The sequence below is a fragment of the Neptuniibacter sp. QD37_6 genome (assembly GCF_047778085.1).
Taxonomy (GTDB): domain Bacteria; phylum Pseudomonadota; class Gammaproteobacteria; order Pseudomonadales; family Balneatricaceae; genus Neptuniibacter.
Map to the genome: position 1 here is coordinate 3,113,817 of NZ_CP180550.1, position 17,434 is coordinate 3,131,250.

Here is a 17,434-nt window from a genome sequence, read left to right on the forward strand (position 1 = left end):
GTTAAATCACTGACCACTTTTACGTGTTAAATACATGGCATCGCCATAACTAAAGAAACGGTATTTCTGCTCAACCGCCTCTTTATATGCCTTCATCATGTTGTCGTAGCCGGAGAACGCGCTCACAAGCATCAACAGAGTGGATTCTGGCAGATGGAAGTTGGTGATCATCGCATCCACAGATTTGAATTCGTAACCTGGGAAGATAAAGATATCGCTATCACCAAATAATGGCTCGATTTCGCCATTACGGCTCGCGCTCTCCAAGCTGCGCACACTGGTCGTCCCTACCGCAATCACACGACCACCTTCGGCACGCGTTTGCTTCACCAGCTCACAAACCTCTTCGCTCACTTCGATATACTCGGAGTGCATCACATGCTCATCGATATTATCGACTTTAACCGGCTGAAACGTACCCGCGCCTACATGCAAAGTCACAAATGCACGTTTCACGCCCATGTCATCCAGCTTAGCCAGCAGGGCATCATCAAAATGCAGACCTGCTGTAGGTGCAGCTACGGCACCTGGCTTTTTGTTGTAAACCGTTTGGTAACGTTCACGATCTTCTAACTGATCTTCACGTTTCATATACGGCGGTAGTGGCATATGACCATGCTGTTCAAGCGCCTGAACCAGGCCGCCTTCAATCAAAAATTTAAGCTCAAATAGGTTCTCGTGACGAGCCACCATCTCAGCTTCAATACCACCTTCAAGAATCAGCTTAGTACCCGGCTTAGGCGAACGACTGGAACGCACATGGGTTAAGGCACGCTTATCGTCTAATACACGCTCAACTAAAACCTCAACTTTACCGCCAGACTCTTTAGTACCAAATAAACGAGCTGGGATAACACGGGTGTCATTGAAGATCATAAGATCACCCGGTTGGATCAATTCAAGCACATCGGTAAATTGACCGTGATTGAGTTCACCAGAATCGCCATTCACAGATAACAAACGGCTAGCGCTACGCTGCTCTAGAGGAAAACTCGCAATGAGTTCCTCTGGAAGCTCAAAATGAAAATCTTTAACCTGCATTCAGGGAATTCTTCTATATCAACATCAAAGGGACTTAAGGGCGCGCATTGTACCGGAAAAGAGATTTTTTTTCAGGTTTTCCAAAAGTATTGATTGACGCAAGCGTCCAGATTTCTATAATACGCCTCTCTTAAGTGCCAGCGTGATGAAATTGGTAGACATGAGGGATTCAAAATCCCTTGCCTTCACGGGCGTGCCGGTTCGAGTCCGGCCGCTGGTACCATCCTCCTCAACCCTTTGAGGAATAAGAGAAAACCCTTGTATCACAAGGGCTCTGATCGAGAAGCGGAATCGAAAGATGGCCGCTTTTTTTGTGCCTAAATTTCACCCCCGGTCCATAACCCGAAAATTTCCTGTGCGGATTCTGTGCGCAGAGGAATCCAATACAATCCATCGTTCTACACAAAGATTCACAACCTCTGTATAGATAAAGTCCGGCTTTACAGTCAAAACGTAGGGTAATTACGCCCCAAATTCAGGCGTTCAAGGGCAGCTAACGACACAGAGCAGCCATTGTCTGATAGGAAAGAATTCAAATATCCAAGACCTCCTATGCGCCAAAAGAAGTCCATTCAATAGTTTGAATACCAATTCCTCAGAATTTTAACTCTATAAGAACAAAGTAAACCATCGAAAATGGCTAAAAGTCGTACTAACAACCCATGCATCTTAGAGATGAGACTTATCCGTTGATTACATATTGGGTATAGTGATATTGATTTTTCTTTGAGAATTTCTTTGTGATAAAAACCCATAAAACAATATCTAGAAACACTGATTCACCAGTCATTGTTGGCATTGGCGCCTCTGCAGGAGGGCTAGAAGCACTTGATGTTTTTTTCCGTAAAGTTCCTCTCGCTAGCGGCCTATCTTTTGTCGTTATTCAACATTTGGACCCTGATCAAAAGGATCTCCTACCGGAAATCTTACAGCGTATAACGCCAATGGCGGTTACACAGGCGGTGGATCGACAAAAAGTAGAACCGGATTGTGTTTACATTATTCCCCCAAATTACGACATCTCAATCTCGAAGGGACTTTTGCATTTAAGTGCCCCAATAGCAGCTAGGGGGCAGCGTTTACCTATCGATTTTTTCTTCCTGTCCTTAGCGAAAGACCAACATGAGCGCGCTATAGCGGTCATTCTTTCCGGTATGGGCAGCGATGGAAAAAAAGGCGCTATATCTATTAAAGGAAATGGCGGAATAGTACTCGTACAATCATCCGATTCAGCTAAATTTGACAGTATGCCACTCAGTATTATTGATTCTGGATTGGCAGATGTTATTGCTCCAGCCCATGAGCTTCCTGCTAACATCCTGGCGTACTGCAAGCATGGCAGCCTTGTTAAACCTGCACAGGTAAGCATACCTACTGATCTAGCCTCTGATCTGCCTAAGCAAAAGCCTATAGAGGGCATCATCGGTTTGTTACATGAGCATACAGGCCATGACTTTTCACTCTATAAAAAAAGTACGATCTTTCGTCGTATAGATAGGCGGATGGGCATACATCAGATTCTGTCTAAGGATGTATACCTTAACTATCTCCAGCATAACCCTAATGAGTTAGATTTACTGTTTAACGAATTATTAATCGGCGTAACTAATTTTTTTCGCGACCCCCTAATTTGGGATGGCCTGGTAGACGATGTACTACCTGAGTTACTTAAAAACAACCCCGATGGGCGAGCATTTCGTGCCTGGGTATCCGCTTGCTCAACCGGCGAAGAGGCTTATTCTTTGGCAATGGCGTTCAGCGACGCCTTGCGCAAGCTAAACCCTGAAGGAATGTTTTCATTACAGATTTTTGCCACTGATCTAGATGAACAGGCGATCAAGTTTGCCCGGGCAGGCCATTACCCCTCACAAATTGAAGCTGACGTACCTAAGGATCAATTAGCACGTTACTTTACGAAAGTGGATACTGGCTATCGTATTAATGCATCGATTCGGGAAATGATTGTTTTCGCTAAACAAAACATTACCATGGATCCCCCATTTACTAAGCTGGATATCTTAAGTTGCCGCAATCTTCTTATTTATCTGGATTCTGCGTTGCAGAAGCGCTTAATTTCTCTGTTTCACTATTCGCTAAGTGATCAGGGCATATTGATATTAGGATCTGCCGAAACGGTTGGCACAGATTCATATCTGTTTAAGCCGATAGCTGAAAAGTCACATATCTATAAACGGATGAATAATCCGCGAAAGTTCCTTGATGTTGCTTTCCCGACCCAAGTACCCACAACCTTATATTCCAATCCAGAATTTTTAGTGCACGAGGCTCCTATGAGCAAACCTCTCGACAACCTCCAGACATTAGCCGACACACTGTTATTGCGTCATTTTTCGCCCCCTGCTGTATTAATTAATGAAGATGGCGACATCCTTTATATTAATGGACGTACGGGGAAATACCTTGAGCCTGCGGCAGGTCGAGCTAACTGGAATATTTACGCAATGATCCATGATGACTTACGCCCTGCTTTGGAAACAGCGATCAGAGCGGCAATCAGTCAGAAAGAACTCGTTAAAGTTCAAGGAACGATTTCACTGAGTAATCAAGCGACTCAGGGTGTTGAAATCGAGGCACAAACCATTGTTACACCAAAAGAACTTTCCGGTTTGCTCATGGTGATGTTTTCAGACTTTATCGCTCCGGATAGAGACCCAACAGACAAATTAACCACAAATGAAAAAGCTCTCGCACTTGAATTGCAACAAGCACGGCAAGCACTCAACACCTTGCGGGATGAGAATAGAATCTCGCAAGAGGAAGTAAGAGCCGCAAATGAAGAGCTTCAATCCACCAATGAAGAGTTACAATCAACGAACGAAGAGCTTACGACCTCAAAAGAGGAGATGCAGTCACTCAATGAAGAACTCCAAACACTCAACAGTGAACTACACTCAAAAGTAGAGGATTTATCATCCGTAAACAATGACATGGTCAACCTACTTAACAGCACAGAGATAGCAACACTGTTTCTAGATGGTGAACTTAATGTACGTCGCTTTACGAGCTTTTGTACGCCTCTGTTTAGGTTGATAGAAAGTGATATTGGGCGTCCACTGTCAGACATTGTGACTGAGTTAGAGTATCCCGACTTACAGCAGGACGTTACTCAAGTATTAAGAACATTGATCTTTTGTGAAAAGCAAATAAAAACGCATAAAAATCATTGGTATAAAGTAAGAATAATGCCTTATCGCACGCAAGAAAATGTCATTGACGGGGTGGTAATTACGCTCATTGATATTCAAGAATTGAAGCTGCTTGAGCTAGCAAAATAATAGCCTTTAGGTTGATTTAACGATGATGAAAGAAGTTGATCTGGATGAGAAGAAAACCAATCTTAGGCAGAAGGCAGAACAACGTCTTAACAAGGTAGGCGCTAAGCACAGTGATGCAGAAAAAAATAAGTTATTGCATGAACTCTCTGTCCACCAAATTGAGCTGGAAATGCAAAACCTCGCTCTCGAAGATGCGCGTATTGCTCAAACCGAAGCCCTCAACCGCTACACTGAGTTGTTCGAATTTGCTCCACTTGCATACCTGGTGCTAAATAATGATGCCGAGATTATCTCGATCAACCTAACTGGCTCGACGTTGCTCGATAACGATAGATCTGAATTGATCGGCTCCAAACTTACCCATTTTGTATGCCCCACTCAGAGAACAAAACTCGTTAAGACCTTAGTGGCTGTCATTAATTCCCAGCTCAAAGAAAGCGTTGAACTCAGCTTGAGTATAGGCTCTAAACATATCTGGGTGAATCTGGAGGTCAAACCCGATTCAGTCCCTGAGCATTGTCTAATAACCATGAACGACATCACCGCGAACAAGAAAGCAGAAACTGAAATGAGGCTTGCTGCAGCTGTTTATGGCTCACTGTCTGAAGCGGTTATGGTGATAAATACAGACTTTGAAATTATTAATGTAAATCAGTCTTTCACTGTTCTAACGGGGTATAGTCGTGATGAGATCATGGGGCAATCTCCCGTATTAATTCAATCGAAGACAACAAATGAAAATCAAAGACCTGAAACGCTGCAATATTTATGGAGCGATCTTCATCAAGGCAAGTGGGAAGGGGAGTTGAACCTTCTCCGTAAAAACGGTGAAGAATATACGGCACAACTATCTGTTAGCTCTATATACGACTCAAAAAACTTAGTGACTCATCGTGTTGCAACCTTTTCAGATATTAGTGAAAGGAAACGTTTAGATAATCTTATTCTCAAACAGGCTAATTATGATCTACTCACTGGTTTACCTAATCGGCAGCTATTTCAAGATCGGTTAGCCCAAGGCCTTCACTTAGCATCACGAAACCAGAAGAAACTTGTATTGTTGTCACTCGACATTGATAAATTTAAAGAAATTAATGATTCATTTGGGCACAAGATTGGTGATGCTTTATTGATAGAAGCTGCTACTAGACTGAGTGGGTGCGTTAGAGAGACGGATACTGTAGCACGCCTGGGTGGTGACGAATTTTCAATAATTATGGGCGAACTAGATGATCTCAGCACTATTCTTCCCGCTGCTAACCGAATTTTACAAGTTATGGCAGAGCCATTTCAGCTAAACAGTTCTTCAGCCCATGTATCGGTCAGTATCGGCGTGGCTGTTTTTCCTGATGACTCTACAGTTGATGAAGAGTTAATTAATGATGCTGACAATGCAATGTATGCTGCGAAAAAGCAGGGGCGAAATCGGGTCCATTTTTTCACACAGTTATTACAAGAGGAGATTAATAGAAAGGTTTATTTGAATAGTGAATTGAGAGAGGCTCTAAGCAAACATCAGCTCTCTGTTTTCTACCAACCCATTATCGATTTGAATACCGGGAAATTACATAAAGCAGAAGCACTGCTTCGTTGGAAACATCCGGTTTTGGGCTATGTTTCACCTGATGAGTTTATTCCTATTGCGGAAGATAGCGATCAGATCACTAAAATAGGCGATTGGATCTTTCACCAGGTAGCGCAACAGGCATTAGCATGGAGGTCAGGTTACGATTCAGAGTTTCAGATTAGCCTTAATAAATCTCCCGCACAGTTTTCTAGATCATATAACCAAGAAGTCTGGCTTAATTATTTACAGCGGATTGATCTCGACCCTAATGCTTTGGTCATTGAAATCACCGAGGGCTTACTAATGGATGGCAGTGAGCCAATTAATCGGCAGCTTATACAATTACATGAGTCTGGGATCGAAATTTCATTAGATGATTTTGGAACTGGATACTCATCACTCGCTTATCTTAAGAAATTTGATGTGGATTACATAAAAATTGATAGGGTATTTGTTAAGGATCTCAAACCAGGTTCAGATGATATGGCCTTATGCGAAGCTATTATTGTTATGGCACATAAGCTGGGTATAAAAGTAATCGCAGAGGGTATCGAAACAGAGATGCAACGAGAGCTATTACATACGGCAGGTTGTGATTACGGGCAAGGCTTCCTCTTTTCTAAAGCAGTATCAGCCGATCAGTTTGAAGCCATTTTAGACAGTTACTCCTGAATTGTATCCAGATCTTTAAACAAACTGAATCGCCACTAGTTCTTTAGACACCCATCAGCCGTTTCTCATATCGGTTTTCATACTCTATCGGTGATAGCTGATCATTAAAACCATGACGTCGTTTGCTGTTGTAAAACAGCTCTATGTATTCAAAGATATCACAGCGTGCATCTTCTCTGGTTGCATAAACCCTGCGGCGGATTCTTTCCCTTTTCAGTAGTTGGAAAAAGCTCTCAGCAACGGCATTGTCGTGGCAGTTACCTCGTCGGCTCATACTTCCTTTAAAGCCATGCATCTCTAAAAAGGATTGCCAATCATGGCTTGTGTACTGACTTCCCTGATCAGAATGAACAATAACCTCTGATTCAGGATTACGTCGCCATATAGCCATGAGTAAAGCGTCCAGCACTAGTTCCTTTGTAATACGGGATTGCATTGACCATCCAATAACTCGCCTTGAGAACAGGTCAACGACAATCCCCAAATACAGCCAACCCTCATGGGTTTTGATATAGGTGATATCTGTTACCCATGCTTTGTTAGGTGCAGGTACATTGAATTGCTGCTGAAGGTGGTTCGGCGTGACAATATGAACCTTGCCGCTTGTCTGGCGTGGTTTCCTGTAACCAACCTGTGCCTTCAGCCCAGCTATACGCATGAGTCGATAAACTCTATTTGGGCCACAGACTTCACCATACTCGCGCAGATCGCTATGGATCCTGCGGTAGCCATACACACCACCTGACTCCAACCAATACTGCTTGATCAATCCAGTGAGCCGTTGATCTTCTACAGGGCGCTTGGAAGAAGGTTTCTTACGCCATGCGTAATACCCGCTAGGATGTACATCCAGTAATGAACAGAGCTGACGTACAGGCCAGTCCTTATGATGATCACGGATAAAGGTGTACCTCAATCGGACTGGTTGGCGAAGTACACCGCGGCTTTTTTTAATATATCCCGCTCTTCAGTGACTCGCTTCAGTTCTTTCTTGAGACGGCGTATCTCTAGCTGCTCATCTGTCTTTGCTTTATGTTCGGCTGAATCGGGGCCGTACTTCTTGATCCAGGCATAAAGGCTGTGGGTTGTAACATCGAGCCGTTTAGCTACATCAGCAACGCTGTAGCCTCGGTCAGTGACCTGTTTAACCGCTTCGATCTTGAACTCTTCCGGATAACGTTTGTTGCTCATAAGCACCTCTTTAAAAGCCATTTTCTATGGCTGAGAGATGTCTAGCAAACTAGGGGCAATTCAGTCATGAGTATCGTAATGAGTAAAGGTGAGTATCAAAACAAATTTCGCCACTGGTAATTCCAGTCGCTAACGAACTACAGACAATAGGGATGAATTTAGAAGCCGAGCAACTGCTTCAAAGACAGGCTTACGGCTACTGCATCATCTCTGCCTATAACCGAGCAATTAACTTAATTGTGTCTCACTACATTCAATCAAAAGTAATAGCACTAACAGTAGCTTTAAAGAATAAACTCAGTATTAGACCTATACTATTGTTCTGATCTTTTTTTGGTTTTCACCATGAATTCCGAGCCTCTAATCCATATTGGTGCTCTTCTGCTAGCTGGCTTTGTCGGTGGGTTGATAGCCTCGCATTTCAAGTTCCCCCGCGTCAGCGGATATATCGTAACAGGAATGATCCTTAGCCCATCAGTAACCGGCTTTTTCCAAGAAACGGTGGTTAATGAAGAGCTTTCGGTCATCACTGATATTGCTCTCGGCATTATAGCCTTCTCAATAGGGGGAGCTCTTGTTCTGAAGAGTTTGAAAAAACTATATGGCTTTATTTTATGGATTAACGTTATGGAGTCATTCGGGGCGTTTTTTGTAACCACCTTACTTATATGCCTGATAGCACCTTCCATTATTAATATCAATTTACCCCCACAGTCTTTTTGGCAAACAATATTTCCTATGGCTCTAGTTATAGGCGCCATTACTGCTGCGACAGCACCAGCGGCAGTAATGGCGATCGTGCATGAATGCAGGGCTTCTGGGCCTTTTACTACGACACTTCTTGCGGTAGTGGCTCTCGACGATGTTGCTGCGATTGTCTTTTTTTCATTCTCAATAGTACTGGCTAACAGCCTAATGGAGGCGGAAACTCTTTCGTGGCAGATTATGATTTCCCCCGCTCTGTCGATCTTTACCTCTGTAGTGATAGGTATTGTTTCAGGGCTTATTTTTAGTAAAGCGGTCTGTTTTGTTCAACGTCGTGATGCAATGCTCGGCCTTGTTGGTGGTTTTATTCTGTTGATTTCAGGTATCTGCAATAGCACAGATGTTTCACCCCTCATCGCGAATATGGCCTTTGGCTTTATGGTGGCTAATTTCATTGCGCACACGCATGATATTTTTAGTGTTATTGAGGATGTAGAAGAGTTTCTTTTCAGCATGTTCTTTGTCTTAGCGGGTGCTCATCTTAATTTATCTATCTTCAGTGTTTCTGGTTTTTTTCTTGCTGGGCTTATTATATTAGGAAGCTTCATAGGCAAATTCTTCGGGGCGCGTATAGGCGCAATAATTTCTCATGCTCCTAAAACGGTACGGCAATACCTTGGTCTTGCACTCTTACCAAAAGCGGGGGTAACGGTTGGCTTAATATTATTGGCGAAAGATATGTTCAACTCACCCCTCCTTGCGGACCTCATGGTAAATGCCGTCCTCTTATCGGTTATCGCCAATGAGCTGATTGCCCCGCCGCTTGTTAGATATGCGCTTCAGCGATCAGGAGAAACACACCATGAGTAGTATTGATAAAGTATGGGGGTTTAGATGAAAACTCGAGAGGTAATTAAATGCTTCAAGGAAAAAAGCGCGCCTATTGTTTCAGAAACAAGCACGCTTTCTACCGTATTAGAAACCATGTATGGCTTCAAGCACAGTGGGACTGTTTATGTCGTGAATGAAAACAAAGAGCTTACGGGTACGATTTCTCTGGATATGCTTGTGAGACAGATCCTTTCACACACTTTCGAACCCAGGATACATCCTCGTAGGCTTATAGCAGCTGTTACTTATGAGGTAGCGAGGGACATTATGCTGAAGAATCCCATATCGACAACGGAGGGTGAGGATGCTGAAGTAGTCCTCAAAAAAATGATAGATGCCAATGTTAAAGAGATCGCAATTCTAAATACCGAAGGGCAAGTGATCGGAGATCTTACATTACTAGACTTATTAAATGCGCTGCCTAAATTATGGAAACATAATTGAGGTGCTTATCGTTAACATTCATGTAGTAGCATAGTGAATTTGGCCACCTAATTAGAGGTGATATGGTCACCTCCAGACTACACAGGTGACACTATGACAAAACCAAAGCGACCAAACTTCAGCCCTGAATTTCGTCTTGAATCAGCTCAACTTGTTGTCGATCAAGGATACAAAGTACGAGAGGCTGCTGAAGCAATTCAATCAGTTGTTTTCGGGAGAAGTGCTTTTTGAAGGAAGCTTTAGGGTTTGAATCTAAGGCATAAATATGGAAGTTTTGACTTGCCTAAGTAGCGCTTTAATCAATTTATAATTCAATACAAATACCGACAACACTATTCCACCGGCACTGTGATCAGAATACGCCCCGTAAACGGTTCTTGGGTGCGCCTGTGGCTCATATAGATATGACAGTGGTTTTACCCTGACAACTCGGTCTGCACTGAGAATAAACTGCGTGAAAGGCCTGTTGCTTCGTTGATTTTTTCATCCCTGCAATTAGGCCTTGCTAGGGTTTAAGGTAATCCTGCTCTGTAACTATTTCCACATAACGTCAGATTTTTCCTTCACTGCAGCAGCAAGAAGATCAATCAGCGGGAGCGCTCGATTTGTCAAGCTCACCTCCTCTTCTTCAGTATCATCCTTGCCCATAACAAGAGGCTGCTTTTTATCCGCATCAACTGCAGCGGTTAACTTGCTCAGTGCTTCAGGAACGTCTGCTGCCAGAATTGCGCCAGGGACGGTCGCGCTGTGCCCCATCATTTCTAGCATGGAAAGACCTACATCGCCAAACATCGTAATACTGCTATATGCATCTGTTGTAAATGTTATCAGCATGAGATGCTCCTTGAATTGATTAACCTGTACTACTGATTAAAATAAAACAGATAAGAAAGACATCTACATTATTGCAGACTTCTGTGGCACCAACACATTATTCACCACTCTACACATCCGGATGCTGCATAGGACTTACTCTTTCAGTGAGCACAGAACCAGAATGATTCTGGCCATGAATCCAACGTCTCTTCTTCTAACGCGTGCTCAATGGCTGCTATTAGCAGCTGAGCGAGCTTTATACGACCATCTTTGCCTTTACTCGTAGTCTCAATAATCCCTGTCGCGTAGCTATCATCTATCCCTATAGCGTATGTGTGACAGAGGATGATATTATCTCTGCCGCTTTCATGCAGTACGTATTCAGTATCTTTCGCTAAGACTGGGATATTCAGCCTGTCGACATACCTACGCTTTTTCTTCTTAGTGACGATTTTATCCAGGCTGAACTCGCCATAATCTAATTTCCAATTTTGCGAATCAGGAAGCTTGAATTCATAACTTAAGGTAAAATCTGAGCTTTCAGGGAATTTGAACTCTAGAGTGGACAGTTTTTAGGTTTGTGGCCCTGGCTGTTTGAATCCATCTTTAAAACTGTGGCCTGAACTGTCAGGGGAGTATTCTCTGAAGTTGAGCACTTTTTCTTCTTTTCTGATGCTTTTAAAAGCTTGGCAAGGGTTGGATCATCTATGTCCATTGGGCATCCACTAAAACAACCAGCGAAGGAAAAGAATGATCCTATTCTGATTCAATTTACATAGCTATCTATCAATCGCATTAACTGAAACAGTTCGTAGTCACCGCACTCTGCTGAGGTGAGTAGCCTTCGGCAGCTGCGTCGTAACGAGGTTTACCCTCTTTCTGGCAACCGCATCAACAATGCTAGACCCACCACTGCAGAAACAACAGATGCGAGGAAGATTCCCAGCTTAGCGCTGTCAATGAGGTTTTCGCTAAAAGCTATATTTGCAATAAACAACGCCATGGTGAAGCCGATTCCGGCGAGAAAACCACCACCGACCAGCAGCCGCCAATTAAGTCCTGGAGGAAATATGGCAATGTGCAAGCACACTGCCAGCCAAGTAAAAAACAGAATACCTATGGGCTTACCCAGCACGAAACCTAAGAAAATTGCCCCTGTAACCGAGCTATCAATGTCACTGAATGTGAGTGGCAAGCCTGCGTTGGCAAATGCGAATAGTGGCATGATGGCAAAAGCCACCCAAGGGTGCAGCGTTATCTCCAGGCGTTCTGCTGGAGAAAGCGATTCACGCGCAGCTACTTCAGCAATTTGCAACGTTTGCCGATCCTTCGTGTCTCTACTGGTTTCGTCACTGGATGGATGGGAAATCACCTGACCCAATATCGAATAAAGCCGTTTGTCACTCACCCAGCGACGAGCGGGCGCCATTAAACCGAGTATGACGCCTGTGACGGTGGAGTGGATACCAGACGCATCCACGGCAAGCCAGGTGAATACACCGACCAATAGGTAGAGCGGAAAACCACGAAATCCGAGTACGGAGATGATGCGCGTCATCACCAAACCCAGAGCAGCCAACGTCAACGGCCACCAGACAATATGGCTGCTGTAGCCTATCGCGACGACCAGTATGGCGCCTATATCGTCAACAATCGCCAACGATAGCATAAATACCCGCAAACTTTTAGGGATGCGCGAGCCGAGCAGAGCCAGACAACCGATAACAAACGCCGTGTCAGTTGCCATGACGGTGCCCCACCCAGACTGAGCGGCCTGCCCCGATTGCAGTGTCAGATAGATGGCGGCGGGGAGGATCATGCCGCCGAGGGCTGCGGCTATGGAGAGCGCGGCCTGGCGCGGTTCGTTCAACTCTCCAAGAATTATCTCCCGCTTAAGCTCCACCGCAACAAGAAAGAAGAAAAACGTCATCAGACCTTCATTGATCCACTCACGCAGCGAACGACCAAATTCAAAGGAGCCGAACTGAAGTCCCACCCGCGTCTCCCAAGCATGTTCGAACGAAACCGCCCAGGGCGAGTTCGATAGAACCAGTGCAGCAATGGTAAACAATAAGAGAATCGATCCACCTGCGGACTCGATGTGTAAAAAGCGTACAAAAGGGTTCGTCAGCCGATCAACAAGCTCCTTTGGTAATCGAGTGGTATCTGGATTAGCTTGCCGATCTTTCATCATAAAAATCATTCTGGCAGCCAAGAGCTGTCTGTTGTACGGGGCCTTTTCACACACTCTTAATGAGTATCAGCGGACGGGTTAATTGGTCCAACAACACCCCTGTTAAATACTTATAATTATAGTCTGCCGCCGTCATCGAGATGATGACCCTGTAACCTCTTTCAATCGGGATGACATGAGCAATGCCGGATGGCCTCTTTGACAATCGGAACCAGAGGAGCCGCAACGCTGAGGGTGCGTATCCCGCACCTGAGTAGCTCGGCAATATGTTCAGGTCGTCCCGCCAGCTCACCGCACACGGACAGCGGCATCTGTGGTACGTCATCATGAACCAGACGCAGTAACCGAAAGATCACGGCTGATCCATCGTTGAAATAGCGTTCCACCGCCGCGTTATCCCGGTCGGCTGCAAAGGTGTACTGGGTCAGGTCATTGGTGCCGAAGCTCAGAAAATCGGCGTACTCAGCGATCGCCCGCACCGATAGCGCTGCCGCGGGGGTTTCGATCATGGCGCCAATCCTGGGAGCGGCCTCCTTCGGCCAGAGCTGCTCCAGCATTTCTTTTACGGCGGCCATATCTTCGGGCAGTGACACCATCGGCACCAAAATCCGCATATCGAAGTCGCGGGACAACGCCATCACCGCGCGCAGCTGGGTTTTGAGCAGCTCCGGGTACGCACGCAGCAAGCGAATCCCCCTTAGCCCCAGTGCGGGATTGGATTCGGCAAAAAACGCCAAAAAAGGCAAGGGCTTGTCGGCACCCACATCCAGCAGCCGCACACACACCGAGCGGCCCTTCGCCGCCGCCAGTACCTGAGTCATTTCACCAACCAGTTCAGAGGTATCGGGTGGGGTTGTACGGCCCAAATAAGCCTGTTCCATTCGGTATAGGCCCACGCCTTCCGCACCATTGGCGATCGCCAGTTGGGTATCACTGCTGCTCCCCACATTGGCGATCACCGAGACCGTTACGCCATCTCGGGTGACGGCCGGCCGGCGGGCATTTGCTCGTGCTACGCGATAGGCCTTCGCTTTTTCTTTGGTGAGGCGCTGGAAAGCGATCAGCTGCGTGCTCTTTGGCCGAACCGTGACGGTTCCTGCATCCGCATCCACGAGCGCCAGAATAGCGTCGGGCACGGTGCTGACCAGATCCGGGATGCCTGATATGCAGGGCAGGCCAAGCTGGCGAACAAACAGGGCCGCATGGGAACCGCTGCTGCCGTGTTCGAGTAGCACGCCGGCGATGGCGCGATGGGCGAGAAAAACGGTATCGGAGGGCAGCAGCCTGGAGGCGACCAGGATGCAACCCGGGGGGATTTCATCGAGAGGATGAGCCGTAATGCCCGCGAGGGCATTGCACAGGCGTATCGATAGGTCGCGCATATCGTCGCCTTTTTCCCGGGCGATCTGTGATTCCAACGCCAGAAACCGGCTTTCCCAGCGCAGGAAAACCGCCTTTACGGCGCTGCTGGCGCAGAGCAGGTTGTCGACGACCTCTCTCCTCAACTCCTGCTGCAGCGACGGGTCATTGAGCATCAGTCGGTGCGACCCAAACACCTCAGAGAGGCGCGAGTCGATCTCTTTTTCCACCCGTCTCGCCAGTACCACCAGATCCTCCGATATGCCTGCGGTGGCAAAATCAAGACGGGCCAGCTCCTGTTCGACCTGACTGTGGGCTATGTCCACCGGTGTATCGATCGGCCCAAGCAGATCATGATGGACGTGGATATCCCCTGCGCCAATCCCGGCGATATCGGGGTGCCATGAAGGACGAACGACGAACCAATCTGTTGCATAAGTTACCTATTTTATTCCATAGAGGTTCATTGTGCGCTTTGGCTACAGGCTACAGGCCACAGCCTTAAACCCTCACATATCACTCACCGGTTTGACGATGGACTCAGCGATTAATTCACGTAATCGGCAGTGCAGAATACCGCCGTGATGGAAGAATCTCAGCTCATCCTGGGTATCGATCCGGCAGCGGGTCTTGACTACCCAAGGTTTCCCGCGCTCGGGCTGAATCTGAACGCTGACATCACTCCTCGGAGTCATCTCCGCCAATCCTGCGATACTGATACACTCGTCACCGGTCAGCTGCAGCACGGCGAGACCGGTTTGCGGTTCCAGTTGCAGGGGCAAAACCCCCATGCCGATTAAATTAGAACGATGGATCCGTTCGAAGCTCTCGGCGATTACTGCGCGCACACCGAGCAGGCTCGGACCCTTCGCGGCCCAGTCACGAGAGGAGCCGGTACCGTATTCCGCCCCGGCAAACACCACCAGCGGGATCCCCAGTTGCTGAAAATGCTGGGCAGCGGCGAAGATACTGACTATTTCTAGAGAGGGTGCCAGCCGCGTCACACCTCCGCGCTGTTGCGGCGTCATCAAATTCTGCAGCCGCGGATTGGCGAAGGTACCACGCATCATCACCTCGTGGTTGCCGCGGCGACTGCCATAGGAATTGAACGCTGCCGGCTCGACACCATGGCTTTGTAGGTAGGCACCCGCAGGACTGTCCTCGGCGATACTGCCGGCCGGCGAGATATGGTCGGTAGTCACACTGTCACCGAGCAGCGCCAGGATCCGCGCCTCGACAATATCTTCAACAACTGAGGGCCCCGGTTGCAGGCTGTCAAAATAGCTAGGATAGCGCACGTAGGTGCTGATGCTGTCCCAGGGGTAGCGCTGGCTATCGCTGATCGCCAATTCCTGCCAGTGGCGGGTGCCGGTGAAGACGTCCGCGTAGCGTTGCCGAAACTGCACTTGGTTTACGTGAGCAGCAACGGTGGCGGCGATCTCCTCGGCGTCGGGCCATAGGTCGCTCAGGAACACCGGTTGGCCCTGAGGATCCAGACCCAGCGGATCGCGGGTCAGGTCCAGATCAATCCGACCCGCCAGGGCGTAAGCCACCACCAGCGGCGGTGAGCAGAGAAAACTGGCAGTTACCTGCGGGTGAATCCGCCCCTCAAAGTTACGGTTGCCAGACAGCACTGCACAGACATTGACCTTCTGCTGGCTGATGGTACCGGCTATGGCGGGATCCAGGGGACCGGAATTACCGATACAGGTAGTGCAACCATAACCCACTAGGTTGAAGCCTAGCTGATCCAGCTCCGCTTGCAGGCCGGCCGCCTGTAGGTAATCGGTCACCACCTTGGACCCCGGCGCCAGGGAGGTTTTGACCCAGGGGGCGACCTGCAGACCACGCCGACGAGCATTGCGCGCCAATAGACCGGCAGCCATCATTACCGTGGGATTGGATGTGTTGGTGCAGCTGGTAATCGCCGCAATTACCACCGCCCCCTCTTGCATTCTGAAGGGTTTGCCAAGTACAGCATGGGTACGAGGTGGATCGTCAGTTGGGCGTTCCTGCGCCTGACCCTCTGCTTTTCCTTGAGCCTTGGCAAACTGCTGAAAAGCCGCGGCCACATCTGACAGCGCCACCCGATCCTGGGGGCGTCGCGGTCCAGCGACGCTGGCTTTGATATCAGTAAGATCCAGCGTCAGCTCTACGCTGTAGGTGGCACGTGGAGACGTATCATCGTGCCAGAACCCCTGGGCACGGGCGTAGGCTTCTACCAGGGCAACCTGCTGCGGGTCGCGCCCGGTCAGGATGAGATAACGCAGGGTCTCGGCATCGATGGGGAAGAGGCCGCAGGTAGCGCCATATTCCGGTGCCATGTTAGCGATGGTGGCACGATCAGGCAGACTCAGACTGTTCAGACCTCTGCCAAAAAATTCGACAAAGCAGCCGACCACGCCTTGCTGACGCAGCATCTCTGTTACCCGTAGTACCAAGTCGGTGGCGGTGCTGCCCGGCGGCAGCCGACCACTAAGCTCGACGCCGATCACCCGCGGCAATTGCAGGCTGATCGGTTGACCGAGCATCGCCGCCTCCGCCTCAATTCCGCCCACTCCCCAGCCCAGAATGCCAAGCCCATTGATCATAGTGGTATGACTATCCATCCCCACCAGAGTGTCGGGATAAGCCAGCTGCTCACCAGTATCCAGCGCCTGCGTCCACACCACCCGCCCGAGGTACTCCAAGTTGACCTGATGACAGATCCCGGTGCCCGGGGGCACCACGCGGACGTTATCGAATGAAGCCTGCCCCCAGCGCAGAAAAGTGTAACGCTCGTGATTGCGTAGCATCTCCTGGCGTACGTTCTCATCGAAGGCACCCTCGTCGCCGGCACGATCCACGGTGACTGAGTGATCGATCACCAGATCCACTGGAATCTGCGGGCTGATCCGGCCCGGATCGCCTCCAGCCTCAGCCATGACATCACGCATCGCTGCCAGGTCCACCAGCGCCGGTACCCCGGTAAAGTCCTGCATCAGGATGCGTGCCGGCATAAAGCTGATCTCCTTGATCGACTTACCTGTTTTAAGCCAGTCGCCCAGTGCCTCGATTGAGGCACGCGTGCCCTGCTCATCCTGCCCGTGGCGCAACAGGTTTTCCAACACAATTTTCAAGGCAAAAGGCAGCCGCGACAGATCGCCGCATTGGCCGTAGGCCGCGTAGGCGGCGGGCAGTGCATAGTAGAGGTAAGCTTCGCTACCCACCTGCAGGGTGCGCTGAAACGGGGAGGGTTGATCCGTAGTATGAGTCATT

The 17,434-nt window shown here is 48.1% G+C and carries 11 protein-coding genes and 1 tRNA gene; 6 read left to right on the top strand and 6 right to left on the bottom strand.

All coding sequences use genetic code 11. From position 1 onward, the window contains the following. Nucleotides 1-6: 6 nt before the first annotated feature. Nucleotides 7-1,041 (bottom strand): tRNA preQ1(34) S-adenosylmethionine ribosyltransferase-isomerase QueA, encoded by a 1,035-nt coding sequence (queA, locus tag ACMXYO_RS14920; RefSeq protein WP_415882522.1) that lies wholly within the window; start codon nt 1,039-1,041, stop codon nt 7-9. Between the two features lie 136 nt (nt 1,042-1,177). Between queA and ACMXYO_RS14925 the strand changes: the two genes are divergently transcribed. The 3 genes from ACMXYO_RS14925 (at nt 1,178) to ACMXYO_RS14935 (ending at nt 6,576) form a co-directional block, all read left to right on the top strand. Then, nucleotides 1,178-1,264: transfer RNA gene (locus ACMXYO_RS14925), tRNA-Leu, on the top strand. Between the two features lie 517 nt (nt 1,265-1,781). Next, nucleotides 1,782-4,337, top strand: a complete 2,556-nt coding sequence (locus ACMXYO_RS14930) for a chemotaxis protein CheB (RefSeq protein ID WP_415885910.1) — start codon at nt 1,782-1,784, stop codon at nt 4,335-4,337. Between the two features lie 22 nt (nt 4,338-4,359). Further along, on the top strand, nt 4,360-6,576 hold the full coding sequence (locus ACMXYO_RS14935; protein WP_415885911.1) for an EAL domain-containing protein: 2,217 nt from the start codon (nt 4,360-4,362) through the stop codon (nt 6,574-6,576). Nucleotides 6,577-6,619: 43 nt separating this feature from the next. Here ACMXYO_RS14935 and ACMXYO_RS14940 read toward each other — a convergent pair. Next, a protein-coding gene (locus ACMXYO_RS14940; RefSeq protein WP_415885912.1) for an IS3 family transposase occupies nt 6,620-7,767 on the bottom strand; the annotation gives its coding sequence in 2 pieces (ribosomal slippage) (nt 6,620-7,530 and nt 7,530-7,767; 1,149 coding nt in all). Between the two features lie 345 nt (nt 7,768-8,112). On the opposite strand from ACMXYO_RS14940, the gene ACMXYO_RS14945 reads away from it, so the two are divergent. From ACMXYO_RS14945 to ACMXYO_RS14955, 3 genes are all read left to right on the top strand, one after another. Further along, nucleotides 8,113-9,342, top strand: coding sequence for a cation:proton antiporter (locus ACMXYO_RS14945; protein ID WP_415885914.1), 1,230 nt, complete (start codon nt 8,113-8,115; stop codon nt 9,340-9,342). A 24-nt stretch (nt 9,343-9,366) separates the two neighbouring features. After that, complete coding sequence (locus ACMXYO_RS14950; protein WP_415885915.1) at nt 9,367-9,807, top strand: CBS domain-containing protein; 441 nt, start codon at nt 9,367-9,369, stop codon at nt 9,805-9,807. A 93-nt stretch (nt 9,808-9,900) separates the two neighbouring features. Then, on the top strand, nt 9,901-10,038 hold the full coding sequence (locus ACMXYO_RS14955) for a hypothetical protein (protein ID WP_415888126.1): 138 nt from the start codon (nt 9,901-9,903) through the stop codon (nt 10,036-10,038). A gap of 303 nt (nt 10,039-10,341) precedes the next feature. Here ACMXYO_RS14955 and ACMXYO_RS14960 read toward each other — a convergent pair whose 3' ends face one another. The 4 genes from ACMXYO_RS14960 to acnA form a co-directional block, all read right to left on the bottom strand. Beyond that, nucleotides 10,342-10,641 (bottom strand): DUF1840 domain-containing protein, encoded by a 300-nt coding sequence (locus ACMXYO_RS14960; protein ID WP_415885916.1) that lies wholly within the window; start codon nt 10,639-10,641, stop codon nt 10,342-10,344. Between the two features lie 850 nt (nt 10,642-11,491). Then, nucleotides 11,492-12,817, bottom strand: a complete 1,326-nt coding sequence (gene nhaA, locus ACMXYO_RS14965) for a Na+/H+ antiporter NhaA (protein WP_415885917.1) — start codon at nt 12,815-12,817, stop codon at nt 11,492-11,494. 161 nt (nt 12,818-12,978) lie between these two features. After that, complete coding sequence (gene ptsP / locus ACMXYO_RS14970) at nt 12,979-14,568, bottom strand: phosphoenolpyruvate--protein phosphotransferase (RefSeq protein ID WP_415888112.1); 1,590 nt, start codon at nt 14,566-14,568, stop codon at nt 12,979-12,981. Between the two features lie 117 nt (nt 14,569-14,685). Continuing rightward, the gene (gene acnA, locus ACMXYO_RS14975) at nt 14,686-17,433 is read right to left on the bottom strand and encodes an aconitate hydratase AcnA (RefSeq protein ID WP_415885918.1); all 2,748 of its coding nucleotides are present in this window, start codon (nt 17,431-17,433) and stop codon (nt 14,686-14,688) included. Nucleotide 17,434 lies beyond the last annotated feature (1 nt).

Coding starts and splice junctions, on each gene's coding strand:
- queA (WP_415882522.1), bottom strand. CDS start 1,041: ATGCAGGTTAAAGATTTTCATTTTGAGCTTCCAGAGGAACTCATTGCG.
- ACMXYO_RS14935 (WP_415885911.1), top strand. CDS start 4,360: ATGATGAAAGAAGTTGATCTGGATGAGAAGAAAACCAATCTTAGGCAG.
- ACMXYO_RS14945 (WP_415885914.1), top strand. CDS start 8,113: ATGAATTCCGAGCCTCTAATCCATATTGGTGCTCTTCTGCTAGCTGGC.
- ACMXYO_RS14950 (WP_415885915.1), top strand. CDS start 9,367: ATGAAAACTCGAGAGGTAATTAAATGCTTCAAGGAAAAAAGCGCGCCT.
- ACMXYO_RS14955 (WP_415888126.1), top strand. CDS start 9,901: ATGACAAAACCAAAGCGACCAAACTTCAGCCCTGAATTTCGTCTTGAA.
- ACMXYO_RS14960 (WP_415885916.1), bottom strand. CDS start 10,641: ATGCTGATAACATTTACAACAGATGCATATAGCAGTATTACGATGTTT.
- nhaA (WP_415885917.1), bottom strand. CDS start 12,817: ATGATGAAAGATCGGCAAGCTAATCCAGATACCACTCGATTACCAAAG.
- acnA (WP_415885918.1), bottom strand. CDS start 17,433: ATGACTCATACTACGGATCAACCCTCCCCGTTTCAGCGCACCCTGCAG.